The sequence below is a fragment of the Telluria sp. RB2R28 genome (assembly GCF_059685835.1).
Genome location: NZ_JCASIK010000001.1, coordinates 669,512 through 685,359, shown reverse-complemented (window position 1 = coordinate 685,359; position 15,848 = coordinate 669,512). Strand labels below are relative to the sequence as shown.

Here is a 15,848-nt window from a genome sequence, read left to right as displayed (position 1 = left end):
TGAAAAAAGAGTCTCACAGGAAATGCTCGCACGCGCATGGCTGCCGCCGCTTGAGCGGGCGCAACACGGTGGACTTGGTGCAGCGCCGGCGCTTGCAGGTTCAGCGTCGCCTCAGCGCCGCATCACCCCGCGCAGGCGCAGCTCGGTGTGGCCAAAATCCATCATCTTCCAGCGCCCGCCCCAGGTCAGGCCGAGCGACTCGGCCACCTGTCCGTAGGCCTGGTAGCCGCGCATCGCCCAGGGGTCTTTTTCGGAAATCACCAGCTTGCCGTCGCGCAGGAACGCGCAGTCGCCCGCCAGGCCATACTGGTGCCAGCTCTGGAAGGCGCGCGCATTGGTGACGTTGCTGCCACTGGCCGCCAGTGCATCCTGGCGCGCCGGGCTGCGGTAGCCTTCGAGCAACGCCATCTCGTAGCCGTGCTGCTCCTTCATGATCTTGAAGGCCAATAACAGGCGCGCGCTGAAGTCGGGATGCAGCAGGCCCCAGTTGCGGCTCGCGCCCACCAGCATCGGCCGTATCAGGTCGACTTCGGCGGTCGTGAAGACGTCGGGCGGCAGCGCCACCGGGGGCGCCAGTTGTTCGCCGGCCAGCAGCGCCGCCACTTGCTCATCCGGCAAGGCGGCGCTGCCCTGATATACCGGCAGCATGGCGGGATTGCTCAGCGCCAGCGCCAGCAGCGGCGGAATCAGGATTACCGGCGCGACAATGGCGAACACCACCCGATGCCGGCGCAGGAAGCGCAGCAGGCGCTCGCGCAGCGTGAGTGCGGCCGCATCGCGCGCGGCGCCCAGCGCCCGCCCGCCCGCGTGCCCCCAGGCGCCGGCATGCCGCACCAGCGCGCGCAGGCGGCCGATGCCGCGCGTTGTCAATGCGCGACCCGTCGGGAACACGGCCAGCCAGATCAGGCCGGATGCGCCACAAACGTACAGAAGCGCGATAAAAATCAGCATCGGTACCTCCAGGATTGTTTCTAATCGGAACTGGAAAAACCTAATCTTAGGAGTGCTGCCGTGCGTTCATCAGACGAACATCAAGCGAACCCCACGCAACCACATCTGCGGCCCGATCTGATGTCATCGGCGCGGCATGGCGGCAACGAAGACAGCATTCTCGCCAGGCTCGAACGCGAGCCGGCGCGCCGCGCCGCGCCCGGCGGTGCAGGCGTGCGGGTGGCCTGGTATGGCGGCGCCGTCCTCGTCGCGCTGGGGTTGACGGGCGCCCTGGCCTGGCTGGCGGCGGGGCAGGACAGCCCGCACAAGGTCGAACCCGCGCACGCAGGCATGGCGGCGCGCGCGATCGTGGCCGACGAACCTGCTGCGCCGCCGGCGGCGGCCATCATCGTCGACGCTGCGCCAGCGTCCGTGGTCAGCACAGAGCACGGCCTGCCGCCACCGGTGCCCCCGCTGCGCCTGTTGCGACCGGCGGACGGGGCGCGAGTACCCGTCAAGTCCACGCGCACGGCTGCTGTGCCCGAGCGCAGCGCGGCCAAGTCCATGGTCCCGGCGCCGGCCCCGCTCCAGGCGCGCGCAAGCGTACCGCGCCAGGCTACGCGGCCGGCGAAACATGCCGGCGCGGCGCGTGTAACCGAAACGCCCGACAGCGATGTCGCACTGATCTCGGCCATCATCTATCACGCCAATGGCCACGCCCTGCCAGAACCGGAGGTGAACCCGGACCGCTGCGATGGCGACGCCTGTCGTCCACGGCCAACGCGCTAGCGCCGCACGGGACGATCGCGCCGAAACTGCTGGATTCCCCGTCCGCCCGGGCTTATACTGTACATAAGAACAGTAACGCGGGTGGTCATGATCAGGTTGTTGGAAAACGAGTTTTATTATCTGGACAACTTTCAGCGCGTTCTCGACTGGATCGGCGAACGCTATGCCGACCTGCTCGACGCGCAGGAGCACGCGTTCCTGGCCGCCTTCCCTGCCCTGCCGCACGCAGCGCGCGCATTGTTCGTGCGCATGGTCATGCGAAAAGGCACGCTGTTTCGCGCCAGTAAACTCCGCTACGCCGAGATCGGCTGCCCGGTCGAGGCGGCCGGCCACCTGCTGGGCACCGGCTGGATCGAAGCCGATCCCGAACTTTCGCTCGACGAACTGTTCGACCTGCTCTCCAAGCCCGAAGTCGCCCAGGCCTTCCCGCACCTGCGCCAGAAAAGCGCGCGCAAGGGCGATCTGCTCGAGGCCTTGCGCGTCGACTGCGCCGATCCCCGCCGCTTCTCGGGCTGGTACGGCGACTGCCCCGACGTCGCCTGGCGCATCCTCGTCAAGCCCCTGTGCGACCGCCTGCGCCTGGTTTTCTTCGGCAACCTGCGCCAGGGCTGGACCGACTTCGTGCTGTCCGACCTGGGCCTGTTCCGCTACGAGCAGGTCGACATCTCGCCAGCCTCGCGCGGGTTTCGCCAGCGCGCCGACATTGACCACTACATCCTGCTGCACGCGTGCCGCGAGCGTTTCGCTGCCGGCGAAGCCGTCGAGGATGTCGTGCGCGACCTGCCCGAACATGCGTTCGACAACGACTGGCTGGCCAGCCGGCGCGAAAAGCTCGTGTTCCAGATCGGCCAGCATTACGAAAAGCAGAAAGACTGGGATGGCGCTTTTGCCGCCTACGCCCGCTGCCGCTACCCCGGCGCGCGGGGCCGCGCCATCCGCGTCCTTGAAAAACACGAGCGCTTCGACGACGCCTGGGCCCTGCTGACCGAAGCCCAGGCCACCCCCGAGAACGACGCCGAGCGCCAGCACCTGGCCCGCATCGCGCCGCGCCTGGCGCGTCGCCTGGGCCACGCGCGCCTGGGCCGGCTGCCGAAGACCGAAGTGCAGCGCATCGACCTGTGCCTGGCGCCACCGAACGGCGAGCGCTGGGTCGAGGGCGCGGTGCGCGACCATCTGGCGCAAGAGGGTGCACCCGTGTTCTACGTCGAGAATGCACTGGCCAATACGCTGTTTGGCCTGCTGTGCTGGCGCGCCATCTTTGCCGCCATTCCCGGCGCCTTCTTCCACCCGTTCCATCGCGGGCCGGCCGACCTGTACAGCGCCGATTTTTACGCGCGGCGCCTGGCCGAGTTTAGCGCCTGCTTCGATGAACTCGATTCCGGCGCCTACCGCGACACTATCCGCGCGACCTACCGCGACAAGGCCGGCCTGCAGTCGCCCTTCGTGCACTGGGACGGCATCAGCCTCGAGCTGGTCGAACTGGCGCTGGACTGCATCCCGGCCGCGCACCTGCGCAAGTGGTGCGAGCGGATCCTGGCCGATGTACGCGAAAACCGCACGGGCTTTCCCGACCTGATCCAGTTCTTCCCCCTCGAAAAACGCTACACGATGATCGAAGTAAAGGGTCCGGGCGACCGCCTGCAGGACAACCAGCAGCGCTGGATCGAGTACTGCGCCGCGCATGCGATGCCGGTGGCCGTCTGCTACCTGGTCTGGGATCTGGCGCCCGAGATGGCGGCCTGATTTGACCGGCGCCACGCACCCCGCCTACACGATCGCCGTGCGCGCGCTGTGCGAGTTCACCGCCAAGGCCGGTGACCTCGACCTGCGCTTCACGCCCTCGCCCAGCGCGCAGGAAGGCATCGCTGGCCACGCCGTCGTCGCCGCGCGCCGGGGCGACGGCTACCGCGCCGAGCTGCCGCTGTCGGGCGAATGGAACGACTTGCGCGTACGCGGCCGCGCTGACGGCTACGACGAACACGAAAACCTGATCGAAGAGATCAAAACCCACCGGGGCCGCCCCGAGTCCATCCCCGACAACCACCGTCACCTGCACTGGGCGCAGGTGCGCGTGTATGGTCACCTGCTGTGCCAGGAGCGCGGCCTGGATGCGGTCAACCTGGCCCTGGTCTATTACGACATCGGCAGCGGGGTCGAAACCGTGCTGCGCGAGCAGCGCGACAGCGCGTGGCTGCAGACCCATTTTGCCGGCCTGTGCGAACGCTTCTCGAGCTGGGCTGCGCAAGAAAGCGCGCACCGCGCCGCGCGCAACGATGCGCTGACCCAGCTGCGCTTTCCGCACGCCGACTTCCGGCCGGGCCAGCGCCATCTGGCCGAGAGCATCTACCGCGCCAACACGAGCGGGCGCTGCCTGCTCGCACAAGCGCCGACCGGCATCGGCAAGACGGTCGGCAGCCTGTTCCCGACGCTCAAAGCGATGCCGCAGCAGGGCATCGACAAGGTGTTCTTCCTGGCCGCGAAGACGCCGGGCCGGCGCCTGGCACTGGATGGCGCGGCCAAACTGTGCTCGGCAACTTCAACCCCGCTGCGCGTGCTGGAACTGACCGCGCGCGACAAGGCCTGCGAGCATCCGGATAAAGCGTGCCACGGGGACGCCTGCCCGCTGGCGCGCGGCTTCTATGACCGCCTGCCGGCCGCGCGCGCCGCTGCGGCCGAGGTGCTGGTGCTGGACCGCGAAGCGCTGCGCACGGTCGCCCTCGAACACGACGTCTGCCCATACTACCTGGGCAGCGAGATGACGCGCTGGGTCGACATGATCGTGGGCGACTACAACTATTATTTTGACGGCGGCGCGATGCTGTACGCGCTGGCCCAGGCCAACGGCTGGAAGGCCAGCGTGCTGGTCGACGAAGCCCACAACCTGGTCAACCGCGCGCGCTCGATGTACAGCGCCGAGATCGACCGCGAGCTGCTGCGCGCCGCGCGCGCCGTCGCCCCGCCCGCCGTCAAGAAAGCGCTCGAACGCGTCGGGCGCGCCTGGACCAATGTCGACAAGGGTGCGCCCGCACCGTACCAGCTGCTCGAATCGATGCCGGCGAAACTGGTCGACGCGCTGCAGGACGCGTCCAGCGCCATCAACGAACACCTGGCCGCGTTCCCCGGCCCGCTCGAACCCGACCTGCAGCGCTTCCATTTCGATGCCTTGCAATTTGCGCGCCTGGCCGAGTCGTTCGGGCCGCACTCGCTGGTGGACTTGTCGCGCGACGCCGACCGCCCTACCTTGCGCGACTCGACCATCTGCATCCGCAACGTGGTGCCGGCGCCGTTTCTCGGTCCGCGTTTTGCCGCCTCGCATTCGAGCACGCTGTTCTCGGGCACGCTCGGCACCTGGCAATACTGCACCGACACGCTCGGGCTGCCGGCCGACACGGCCTGGGTCGAGGTGGATTCGCCGTTCACGGCCAGCCAGCTCGACGTGCATGTCGCCAAAGGCATTTCGACCCGCTACCAGGCGCGCGCCGCGTCAGTGCAACCGATTGCCGAACTGATCGCCCGCCAGTTCCACGAACGCCCCGGCAACTACCTGGCCTTTTTCAGCAGCTTCGACTACATGGACCAGGTGGCAAGTGCCCTGGGCCGACTGGATCCGGGCGTGACGGCCTGGCGCCAGGAACGCCGCATGAGCGAGACCGCGCGCCAGGGCTTCATCGACCGCTTTGCCATTGGTGGCGCCGGCGTGGGCTTTGCGGTGCTGGGCGGCGCGTTCGGCGAAGGGGTCGACCTGCCGGGCGAGCGCCTGATCGGCGCGTTTGTCGCCACGCTCGGCCTGCCGCAGGTGAACCCCGTCAACGAGCAGTTGCGCGAGCGGATGCAGACGCTGTTTGGCGCCGGCTACGACTACACGTATCTGTACCCTGGCATCCAGAAAGTGGTGCAGGCGGCCGGCCGCGTGATCCGCACCGAGCAGGATCGCGGCGTGGTGTGGCTGATCGACGACCGCTTTGCGCAGCCGGGCATCCGCGCGTTGATGCCGGCCTGGTGGGAACTGGGCGCGCACAACTCGCGCTGAGCGCTTACGCCAGCAGTTCGCGGATACGCTGGTAGCCGCTGCGGCTGATGGGCAGCTTCACCCCGCTTTTCAGCACGGCGCAGTGATTGTCCTTGCTCACAGGTTCGATGCGCGCGATCGCGCCCAGATTGACGATGTGCGAACGGTGGATGCGCACGAAGATGGCGGGATTGAGCTGCGCCTCGAGTTCGGCCAGGCTGCCGAGCTTGAGGTACTGCCTGCCGTCCGCGCAGACCGCGACATAATCGTCCTGAGCCTCGATGTAATCCACGCTCGCTGTTGGCACCACGTGCACGCGGGCACCATCGCGAATCAGGATGCGCTCGATGGGCGTATGGCGTGCCGCTGCCTCCTTGACCACCGCCTCGATCTGCGCCGGCTGGGGCGTGCGCAGGCGCGCCTGGGCCAGCGCTTCGCCAAGGCGTGCGCGTGAGAACGGCTTGAGCAGATAGTCGATCGCATGCACCTCGAACGCGCGCAGCGCGAACTGGTCGTAGGCGGTGGCGAAGATGTAGTGCGGCTTGCTGCCGGCCAGTTCGACCACCTCGAATCCGTCAAGTTTCGGCATCTGGATGTCGAGGAAGACCAGGTCAGGGTCGAGCTCCGCGATCGCCTTGACGGCCTCAAAACCATTCGCGCATTCGCCGACGATCTCGACGTCGGCGTGCGTCGTCAGGTATCCGCGCAGCACGGCGCGCGCCAGATGTTCATCGTCCACGATCAGAACCCGCATGCTGTCAGTCTCCCATGTCTGCGGGCAGGATCAGGTCCACCCGAAAAATCGCCCCATCGCGCATTGCATGCACGCTCGCGTCGATGCCATACACGGCGTGCAGGCGCTGGCGCACGTTCGCCAGGCCGACGCCACCGCCCTTGCCGGCGGGCCCACCGTCCGGATCGACGTCGTTCTCGACCCGCAGCTTCAGTTGCGAGCCGGCGCGCGTCGCGTGCACGCGCACCACGCCGCCCTGCGGCAGCTGCCCGATGCCATGCTTGACCGCGTTCTCGACCAGCGGCTGCAGGATCATCGGCGGCAGCAGACAGCGCGCCGCGTCATCCGCCATCTCGCACGCGAACGTCAGGCGCGGCCCGAAGCGCACCTGCTCGATCGCCAGGAAGCGCTGCGTCAGTTCGACTTCGTCGGACAGCAGAACCTTGCGGTGCGCCTCGAGTCCCAGCGTATGGCGAAAGAAGCCAGCCAGCTCCAAGGTCATATCGCGCGCGGCGTCGGCATCGATGCTGGTGAGCGCGCTGATCGAATTGAGGCTGTTGAATAAAAAGTGCGGGTCGATCTGCGTGCGCAGCATGCGCAGTTCGGCGTCCTGCGCCAGCAGCTTCAGTTGGAGTTCGCGCGTTTCCAGCCGGCGCGCGCGCTCAAACTCCAGTGCCAGATAATGCGCGCACGCCGTTATCCCGTACAGCAGCACGCCCACACCAAACATCACCGCCACTACGGGTGGCGACAGCAGCACGCCGCCCATCGAAGGCGCCAGCCAGCGCCACAATGCCGCCCATGCTACCGCCGCCGCGCACCACAGCAAGGCCGCGCTGGCGGCCGTGACAAAGAACACGACCAGCACCGAGTGCAGCGACCTGGTTGCCAGCGGATAGGCGCGGCACAGGTAGTAGCTCGAATAGCCGCACACGCTCGCATACACCAGCATCAGCGGCAGGGCGAATAGCAGGCTGGCCGGGATGCCGGCGCCAGTGGCCGCGTTCAGCAGCCCCGCGAGCATCAGCCCCAGCATCAGCCAGGCCGCCAAATAGAGCGCGGCGCTGCGCCCGGCCCAGAACATCCGGCCCATCAGTTGCGGATTTCCACACCGCCCATGATCGCGTAGCCGCGAATGACGAGGCGTTTGCTGCCATCGGGCGGCACCACGGTCTTTTCTTCGAAGCCGCCCAGGATCGGCGTGCCAAGCAGGATCACGGTCCAGTCGGGCGGACACTTGATGGTCACGCCGCCCCAGAATGCGAACACATTGATCACCGCCTCGCCACGGATCGAGGCGCTGCGCATATCGAGTTCACACCCGCCCATGACCGCCGTAATTTCACCGCCGCGAAAATCCTGCGTTGCCACGCGGCGCTCGTAGCCGCCCAGGATTGCCGTGATGTCGACGGTCTCGCCGCTGCCCGTATCATCGAGCATCCCGGCGCCTTGATGGGCGGCGACGCTGCCCGGCATGCCGCGGCTGCGCAGCGCCTTGGCGACGAGGAAGCCGCCCAGGCCAATCAGGATCAGCGGCCACAAGGTGCGCACACTGAAGTCGATGATGTCGAGCCGGTCGAGCATCATCAGGATACCCACGCCAACCAGCGCAGCGCCGAGCAGCGTGCCACCCTGGCTGCGTGTATCGCACAGCTTGACCGTGCCCACGATCACGAACAGCATCGGCCAGAAGGAAAACGCCCGGTGCATGTCAACCAGGCCGAGGTTATCGAGCAGGAACAGAAGCCCCATGCCGATGACCAGCACGCCAAGTACGACCTGGCCCGTCACGCCCCTGGGCAAGCGATCATTTTTCATGGCGGCCCACCTTTTGGTTATTGAAGAAGCGGCGTGCGATGAATGGATCGAGCACGAGCTTGATGCCCCACATCAGGATGAACAGCGGCCAGCTGTTACGGAACGTCAGGCCGAATGCATTCTCGAGCACGGCAAACAGCCACAGGCCAGTAAACACTGTCCACAAGCCATTGCCGAATTCCTTGGGACTCGGGTAACCAATGGTCTGGCTGATGCCGACGGCGACCAGCAGCAGCGGCGCGTAGTGCCAGTAGTCTTCGGCATTGATGTAGTACAGGCGATCGAGCAGCACGACGGCGCCAACGACGATGAGCAGCAAGCCCCAGACAATTTGCTTGCGCCAGCGATAGGATTCTTCGGATTGCATGGTGCGGACCTCCTTGTGATCGAATAGGGATCACGATAGCAAGGGTCGGCACGGCGGGGAAAGTAGTTTTCGGCGAATGGCGAACCCATACCGGCGAATGGCGAATGGACGCCCCTGATGAACATACAGGCGAAAAAAAACCCGCCGTGTGGCGGGTTCAGTGTGCAGCGCAGGTACTATCAGGCAGCGCTGGCGGCTTCCTGGCGCTTGATGAGGCCTTTTGGCACGTTGCGGTACTTGGCGCGTGCTTCGGCCTGGCGTACGGCTTCACGTGCGATATTGGTGCGCTTGATCTCGATGCGTTCTGCCTTGCCGCGATGTTGGGCGATGTGCTTGCTTCCGATTCTGCTGGTCATAACGGTCTCCTTGGTTGAACTATGCGCCGCGTCCTTGACAGGACGTCGACGCGAAAACGTGTGCGAAGGCTAGTTGCGGGTCGGGGCGATCTTGAGCGCCGTCGGGATCAACATTGCCCAGCCAAGCTGGCGCCGGATCTCTTCGGGTGCCGGTGGCGGCTTTGGATCACGCGAGCGGCGCGCTAGATATTCACGCACCAGGTGCTTCGCTGGATGCTTGACATCGTACATCGCAACCTCCGCTTCCTTGTTACCCGGTGCAGGCACGACGCCCGCAACGGTCATGAAATTGGTGCCGATCCTCGAGGCGACCGGCTAACCTGTTGAGGTGTCGGATGGCTGCGAATTACTTCGCGCGTTCCTCACTCAGACAGGAGCATCTTAACGGCTGCGCTCAGGATTCACCGTTAGATGCCGCACACTTTGGGCGTCAATACGGTTGAGCTGGTTAAATGCGTCTGAGACGAACAGAGCCGTAGGGTGGACGGCTATGCCGTCCACGCGTTCAGTGGTACGCGAGATCACGTTGAACGCGTGGACGGGGAACCCGTCCACCCTACCCCTCCACGCCATCTTGGCCACAGCACCCCGTTTGCGAGCCGTCCCCCGGTCAGAACTTGTAGCGCAGGTTCAGATAATACTGGCGACCGCTGACGTCGAGCTTTTGCTGCTCTTCTTCGCTGTAGCGATATTGCGCGCGTTTGGCATTGGTCAGGTTGGTCGCGCTGAACGCGAGCTCCAGGTTGTCGGTGAAGTAGTAGTTGGCCGACAGCGCCAGCGTCGTCACTGCATCGGCATACGTTGGCGCGGTCGGCATCGCCACGCCGTTGATCACGGTCAGGCCCTGGCTGTTGGCCGTTGGCGCCGGCGCCGTCGTGCTGTTGACGTATTCGCCGCGGTAGTTTGCGACCAGACGCGCCGACAGCTTGCGGTCTTCATAGTACAGGCCCAGGTTGCCAGTCCATTCGGATGCCCCCACCATCGGCCGGCCATCGTCGACCTTCGTCTTGGCGCGGCTGATGTTCGACGTGAAGCCGAAGTTGGTCTTGCCGAACGGCTGCTCGTACTGCAGCTCGATGCCGTTGATCTTCGCGCCCTGCTGCGAGGCGGTGTTGATGAAGAAGGACTTGACGGTCTGGTCGCGAGGATCCTGCAGGTCGATCGTGGTGCTGCCCACCGCGCCCGTTTTCGGATAGCCGTCGATCGACGAATGGAACACGCTCAGCGCGATGATCGAGCGCGGTGCGAAGTACCACGACCACGACAGGTCGACGTTGTCGGCCGTTTGCGGTTCGAGGTCGGGATTCGGCCCCGTGACGCGGCAGCCATTGGCGTCGCAACCCGGCGTGCCGAAGCCGCTGCCCAGCAGGTTGTAGTTCTGACGCCCGATCGTGCGGCTCACGCCAAAGCGCGCCAGCATGTCGTTGCCCATGTCGTAGCGCACGTTCAGGCTTGGCAGCCAGTTGTCGAAGGTGCGCTTGGTGGGCGTCTTGTAATACATGATACCGGCCAGTGGATTGAACGGCGTGCCATCGAAGAACGCGGTGGCGTCGCCGGCATCGGTGATCGCGCCCGGATAGGCGGCGCAGGTTACCGGCGGCTGGCCCGGCGCGACGCGCTGGCAGGCGCCAGCGGGAATCGGCGTGGCGATATTGGCTTTCACTTCGGTGCGCGAGAAGCGCACGCCGACGTTACCCGACCAGCGATCGCGTTCCAGGTTGGCCATCAGGTAGGCGGCGCTCTGGCGTTCCTGCATGTCGATCTCGGAACTCACGCGGCGCTCGAACGCGTCGCTCGTGACCTTGGTATTGGCCGCGATGTACTCCTTGATCGCTTCCGGCGTGTACGTGAAGCCGGTATTGTCCCAGCCGGCCGGGCCATCCAGGCCATCGCCGAAGTCACCGGGGAACGCTTGCCAGCCGGTGGTTGGCGTCGGCGTATTGGACGTGACGCGGCCCGTGGCCGGGTTGAGCGTGATGCCGTTGCGGAAGGCCGGGCCGCGGCGCGCGCTGGTGCGCTTGTGATCCGAGAAGCGCACGCCGCTTTCCAGCGACTGGAAGATGCCGCGGTCGACGCGGTATTCGGCGTCGAATTGCGCGCTCCACTCCTTGTCAACGGTGCGCACACCCGAAGCCGCGCGGTCGACGATGGTGTAGCCGCTGCCGTCAGCGTTCAGGCCGGGCTGGTTGCCGCCCGCGTTCTGGTACTGAACGAACGGTGCGTCATGCAGGCTGCCGAGCGCGTATGAAATGCCGGTGCCGTAGCGGGCCAGCGTCAGGCCCTGATCGAGTTCGGTGGTGCCCACGCCGCGCGTGGTCGACAGCAGCGTCTTGATCGTGAGGTCGTCGTTGACACGGTACTTGGCGTCCAGGTCGAGAAATGAGCTCTCGGCCTTGGCGCCGTCGCGGTAGAAGCCTTCCGAGTTACCGACGTACTGTGGCGTGGTCCCGTTCGGGAACACGATGTCGGCGGCCTTCAGCACCTTGAGCTGGTTGCCATACACGGTGGTTTCGTTGACGATGACCGGATTGCGGATCTGCGCAAATACCTGCTGGCCGTTCGAATTCGTGTTGGCGGCAGCGGCGACGGTGCTGCCCAGCGGCGCGTTCTTCCCGAGCAGCATGGAGTAAATGGCGCTCGACGTCAGGCGGCCGTGGTTGTCGGCATCCATCGACGAATGAAAGCCCGTGAGCGTCACGTCGAAATCGCGGTTCGGCTTGAACTGCAGCGACAGCATGCCGCCCTTGCGGTCGCGCACGGATTCGACAAACTCCGAGCTCATCGAGCCCGGCAGGCGCACACCGTTCAAATCTGCCGCCGTGTAACCGGTGCCGGCGAGCGAAGCATCGGTGATGCCTTTCATCGTGCTGGTGTTGATCACGTCCCAGCCACTGTTGGTGCCGTACGCGAAACGCGACACCGAATCGCGCCGCACGTAGCGCTTTTCAGCAAACAGCGCAGCCAGCACGCCGAAAGTGCCAGCCTCGTTCTTCCAGTTGACCGAGCCGTTCATGTCCGGCGCGTAGCGGCCCGGCAGGTCGGCGTAGCTGGCGCCGACGCTGATCACGCCCGACAGGTTCTCCTTGGCCGACAGGGGTTTACGCGTGGAGACGTTGATGGTGCCGGCCAGGCCGCCATCGACGATATTGGCCTGCGATGTCTTGTAGACGACAGCCTGCTGCAGCACGTGCGATGGCATCAGGGACAGGCTGGTCGAGCGCGAGCTCGAGCCCTGATCGGCCACGTACCAGTCGGCGCTGCTGACGGCGTGGCCATTGAAGATGATCAGCGACATGTCCGGGTTGGTGCCGCGCATCGAGACCTTCTCGGCCTCGTCATAGTCGGTGCGTACCGCCACACCCGCCAGGCGCTGCAGCGAATCGGCCAGGTTTTTGTCAGGCATCTTGCCGACGTCTTCGGCCGTGATCACCTCGACGTTGGCCGACGCATCGCGCTTGACCGCCAGCGACCGGGCCAGCGACGCGCGGATGCCCGTCACTTCCACGGTCTGCATCGGCACTGCGGCTGGGGTCTCCTGGTCCTGCGCTTGCGCCTGCGCCAGCACTGGCAACGTGGCAAGGCTCCAGACGGCCATCGATACGGCCGCGGCAAGCGGCTTCTGCTTGAACATCATCTCTCTCCTGGGAAGGGTGCGATTCTTGGTAAAGTAAGGCAAATTTTTAAATGCTTGTGCCGAGTATTGATGATGGATTGCCATGATGAATAATCACTTGTGTTCGCTTTCGTATAACTGGGAGGAATGCATGTTTCCGTTGGGTTGCTCAGGTTATGGGCACATGCGCAGAATTCATTATCCCCAGCGCACACGCCGGATTAGCGTGACACTTTCCCCTCTCCCGAGATGACCGCCATGCGCCTTGCCTGCCTGCTTCTTGCCAGCGCCGTCCTGACCGGCTGCGCCAGTCCCCCTGCCGCCACGCCGCCAATCCCGGGCGCGCCGCCGCCACCCACGCCGCTGGCGGCCCTGCTGGACAAGCCGATCTACAAGATGACGCCGTTCGAGACCGGCCAGTACATCCCGCACATGCAGAGCGCGCAGCCCGACCTGCGCAAGCGCATCGCTGCGATCGGCCGCCAGAACATCGGCCAGCCGTACTCACTGAACCTGCTGGGCGAGTTCCCGTTCGAGATCCACGACAGCTTGCCGATGTACAGTCTCGAACAAAGCGATTGCGTCGTCTTTGCGGAACACACGTATGCGATGGCGCTGTCGCAATCGTGGGAAGAATTCTTCTGGATGCTGCAGCGGATCCGCTACCGTGACGGCGTGATCGGCGTGGCCACGCGCAACCATTACACCGAGCTGGACTGGAACGTGGCCAACCGCTGGCTGGTCACCGACATCAGCGCCGACCTGGCCGGCCCGAACGGCCCCGGCTATGACATGCGCGTCGACCGCGCGCGCTTTCTGCGCACGCGCCACAACACGGTGCGCGACATTCCCGTCGAAACGAGCCGCCAGACCTACGTGCCGAAAGACCGCGTGGCCGCCATCCTCGACAAGTTGCAGGAAGGCGACTTCGTCAACGTGATCTCGACCCGCAACGGCGAGTACTGGGCCTCGCACGTGGGCCTGGTGGTGCTGGGGCCAAACGGCGAGCGGCACTTCCTGCATTCGTCGGCGCCGAAGGTGCGCGAAGAAACGTTCGCGTCGTACATGGCGCGGGTGGCCGGACGCGAAGCGGACAATGCGCGCGCCGGCAAGCCCGGCCAGATGCTGGCCGGCTTCAAGTTCCTGCGCCTGAACGAGACGATCACGGTGCCGCCAATGGCGCCGCAGCCGCGCCCTGGCCACCCGGGCGCGTAATACATTGCTTTGCGTTCCCTGCTTGCCGGGCCGGGAACGTTACCCTCCTACGTTTGAATCTTCATTCAAGAAATAGGGAATTAGAAATTTAATTCCCTGATTCTATTTCTATTTTCATCAAACCGTTTGAATAACGCTTGATCGCTGATATCCCTGAGCGCTGTTGAGTGACCTCAATTCCGCCATCCACTCAGGGTCGGATAATCAACTCGCGAATAACGGGCGCTCAATTCCGTGGTAATTCGATCCGTATATCGAAGCAATCGTGGCCCATTTCTTTATTAGTTTCCCGAATCAATTTCTTGGAGTGTAGTAGCCGATTTTTCAAGCGACGAAATGCTTGCCACGCCTGCTCAACAGTGCTTCATGGTGGCCGCTCTGCGTACAGCATGGTGCCAGGCAGATGCAGCAATTGCTTTTAACGTAGACGCGTCGCTTGTTTTCAAAGATCGTTCTTTTCTTTCGACAGAGTTATTTATTTTCGCATTATGTTATTTTTTTTCATCGCACTATTAGCCAATTGATTCAAAGTCAGTCATGCCTTCGATGACTCAGGCGGCACAACGCCAATAACACGCTGCTGCGCGATCATCCTGAGTAATTGCCGGTTTTAATTTACCTGCATCTGCCATTGTTACTGCCACTGTTTCTGCCACTGTCACTGTCGAGGAACCCATGCGAGACGAGATCAAATCAGTTCACCTGGAGCAGCTGCTGACCCGGCTGCGTGAGCGCCACGCCGTGATCGGCATCATTGGCCTTGGCTACGTCGGGCTGCCACTTGCGCTGCGCTACGCTGCCGAGGGCTTTCACGTACTGGGGATCGACATCGACGCCGCCAAGGTCGACCAGCTCAACCGGGGCGAGAGCTATATCGCCCATATCAAGGGGCCGACAATCGCTGCGGCGCGCGCCGCCGGGCTGGTTGCCAGCAGCGACTTTTCGCGCGTGGTCGAAGCCGATGCACTGATCATCTGCGTCCCTACGCCCCTCACCGCGTACCGCGAGCCCGATTTGTCGTACGTGATCGGCACCGTCGAGTCGCTACTGCCCCATATGCGCCCCGGACAGTTGCTGTCACTTGAAAGCACCACCTATCCCGGCACCACCGAAGAAGAACTGCGGCCCCGCCTGGAAGCGCGCGGCCTGCGCGTCGGCCACGATGTGTTCCTCGTGTTCTCGCCCGAACGCGAAGACCCCGGTAACCCCGACTTCCACACCCGCACCATTCCCAAGATTTGCGGCGGCTCCACCGACGCCTGCCTGGAAGCCGGCCTGGCCCTGTACCGGCAGGCGATCGACACCGTCGTCCCGGTCAGCTCGACCCGCGCGGCCGAACTGACCAAGCTGCTGGAAAACATTCACCGCGCCGTCAACATCGGCTTGGTCAACGAGATGAAAATCATCGCCGACCGCATGGACATCGACATCCACGAAGTCATCCGGGCCGCCGCGACCAAGCCGTTCGGCTTCACCGCCTACTATCCCGGTCCAGGCCTGGGCGGTCACTGCATCCCGATCGACCCGTTCTATCTCACCTGGAAGGCGCGCCAGTTCGGGCTGCACACCCGTTTCATCGAGCTGGCCGGCGAGATCAACAGCGACATGCCAGCCTGGGTAATCGCCAAGGTGGCCGACGCGCTGAACAGCCGCAGCCGCGCCGTCATGGGCAGCCGCATCCTGGTGCTGGGTATCGCCTACAAGAAAGACGTGGAAGACATGCGCGAGTCACCCTCGGTGGCGCTGATGGAATTGCTGCGCGCGCGTGGCGCCGTGGTCGAGTATTCCGACCCCCATGTGCCGGTCTTCCCGCGCATGCGCGAGCATCACTTCGACCTGTCCAGCGTCGAACTGACACCGGCGTCGCTCGCCTCGTATGACGTGGTGCTGCTGGCCACCGGCCACAGCGCCTTCGACTATGAACTCGTGCGCCAGAACGCCAGCCTGATCGTGGATACGCGCGGGGTGTTTCCGAACCGCTCGCCCAACGTCGTGCAGGCTTGAGACCAGGGACAGCG

At 64.7% G+C, this 15,848-nt stretch carries 13 protein-coding genes; 5 read left to right on the top strand and 8 right to left on the bottom strand.

The genetic code is table 11. From position 1 onward, the window contains the following. Nucleotides 1–111: 111 nt before the first annotated feature. A complete protein-coding gene (locus AC56LV_RS03085) occupies nucleotides 112–951 on the bottom strand; it encodes a M15 family metallopeptidase (protein WP_499555937.1) in 840 nt (279 codons plus the stop codon). A gap of 60 nt (nucleotides 952–1,011) precedes the next feature. Between AC56LV_RS03085 and AC56LV_RS03080 the strand changes: the two genes are divergently transcribed. The 3 genes from AC56LV_RS03080 to AC56LV_RS03070 all read left to right on the top strand — a co-directional run bounded on the left by AC56LV_RS03080 (nucleotide 1,012) and on the right by AC56LV_RS03070 (nucleotide 5,749). Further along, a complete protein-coding gene (locus AC56LV_RS03080) occupies nucleotides 1,012–1,719 on the top strand; it encodes a hypothetical protein (RefSeq protein WP_499555935.1) in 708 nt (235 codons plus the stop codon). An 87-nt stretch (nucleotides 1,720–1,806) separates the two neighbouring features. Further along, the gene (locus AC56LV_RS03075) at nucleotides 1,807–3,462 is read left to right on the top strand and encodes a VRR-NUC domain-containing protein (RefSeq protein WP_499555933.1); all 1,656 of its coding nucleotides are present in this window, start codon (nucleotides 1,807–1,809) and stop codon (nucleotides 3,460–3,462) included. A gap of 1 nt (nucleotide 3,463) precedes the next feature. Next, nucleotides 3,464–5,749: an ATP-dependent DNA helicase gene (locus AC56LV_RS03070; RefSeq protein WP_499555931.1), complete on the top strand. Its 2,286-nt coding sequence runs from the start codon at nucleotides 3,464–3,466 to the stop codon at nucleotides 5,747–5,749. Nucleotides 5,750–5,753: 4 nt separating this feature from the next. Here the strand turns inward: AC56LV_RS03070 and AC56LV_RS03065 are convergent, their stop codons facing one another. The 7 genes from AC56LV_RS03065 to AC56LV_RS03035 all read right to left on the bottom strand — a co-directional run bounded on the left by AC56LV_RS03065 (nucleotide 5,754) and on the right by AC56LV_RS03035 (nucleotide 12,636). Continuing rightward, on the bottom strand, nucleotides 5,754–6,482 hold the full coding sequence (locus AC56LV_RS03065; protein ID WP_499555929.1) for a LytR/AlgR family response regulator transcription factor: 729 nt from the start codon (nucleotides 6,480–6,482) through the stop codon (nucleotides 5,754–5,756). A gap of 4 nt (nucleotides 6,483–6,486) precedes the next feature. Beyond that, nucleotides 6,487–7,554, bottom strand: a complete 1,068-nt coding sequence (locus AC56LV_RS03060) for a sensor histidine kinase (RefSeq protein ID WP_499555927.1) — start codon at nucleotides 7,552–7,554, stop codon at nucleotides 6,487–6,489. Beyond that, nucleotides 7,554–8,279, bottom strand: coding sequence for a LiaI-LiaF-like domain-containing protein (locus tag AC56LV_RS03055; protein ID WP_499555925.1), 726 nt, complete (start codon nucleotides 8,277–8,279; stop codon nucleotides 7,554–7,556). Before AC56LV_RS03055 ends, AC56LV_RS03060 begins: the two co-directional genes overlap by 1 nt. Continuing rightward, entirely contained in the window at nucleotides 8,269–8,646 is a 378-nt protein-coding gene (locus AC56LV_RS03050) for a LiaI-LiaF-like domain-containing protein (RefSeq protein WP_499555923.1), read from the bottom strand. The genes AC56LV_RS03055 and AC56LV_RS03050 overlap by 11 nt, the downstream gene beginning before the upstream one ends. A 179-nt stretch (nucleotides 8,647–8,825) precedes the next feature. Next, nucleotides 8,826–9,002, bottom strand: coding sequence for a hypothetical protein (locus AC56LV_RS03045; protein WP_499501812.1), 177 nt, complete (start codon nucleotides 9,000–9,002; stop codon nucleotides 8,826–8,828). Between the two features lie 69 nt (nucleotides 9,003–9,071). Continuing rightward, nucleotides 9,072–9,287 (bottom strand): hypothetical protein, encoded by a 216-nt coding sequence (locus AC56LV_RS03040; RefSeq protein WP_499555921.1) that lies wholly within the window; start codon nucleotides 9,285–9,287, stop codon nucleotides 9,072–9,074. Nucleotides 9,288–9,612: 325 nt separating this feature from the next. After that, nucleotides 9,613–12,636, bottom strand: a complete 3,024-nt coding sequence (locus AC56LV_RS03035) for a TonB-dependent receptor (RefSeq protein ID WP_499555919.1) — start codon at nucleotides 12,634–12,636, stop codon at nucleotides 9,613–9,615. Nucleotides 12,637–12,873: 237 nt separating this feature from the next. Between AC56LV_RS03035 and AC56LV_RS03030 the strand changes: the two genes are divergently transcribed. Together AC56LV_RS03030 and AC56LV_RS03025 are read left to right on the top strand one after the other, a co-directional pair. Beyond that, on the top strand, nucleotides 12,874–13,830 hold the full coding sequence (locus AC56LV_RS03030) for an N-acetylmuramoyl-L-alanine amidase-like domain-containing protein (protein ID WP_499555917.1): 957 nt from the start codon (nucleotides 12,874–12,876) through the stop codon (nucleotides 13,828–13,830). 675 nt (nucleotides 13,831–14,505) lie between these two features. Continuing rightward, nucleotides 14,506–15,834 carry a nucleotide sugar dehydrogenase gene (locus AC56LV_RS03025; RefSeq protein ID WP_258837662.1) on the top strand — a complete coding sequence of 443 codons (1,329 nt, stop codon included), beginning with the start codon at nucleotides 14,506–14,508 and terminating at the stop codon, nucleotides 15,832–15,834. Nucleotides 15,835–15,848 lie beyond the last annotated feature (14 nt).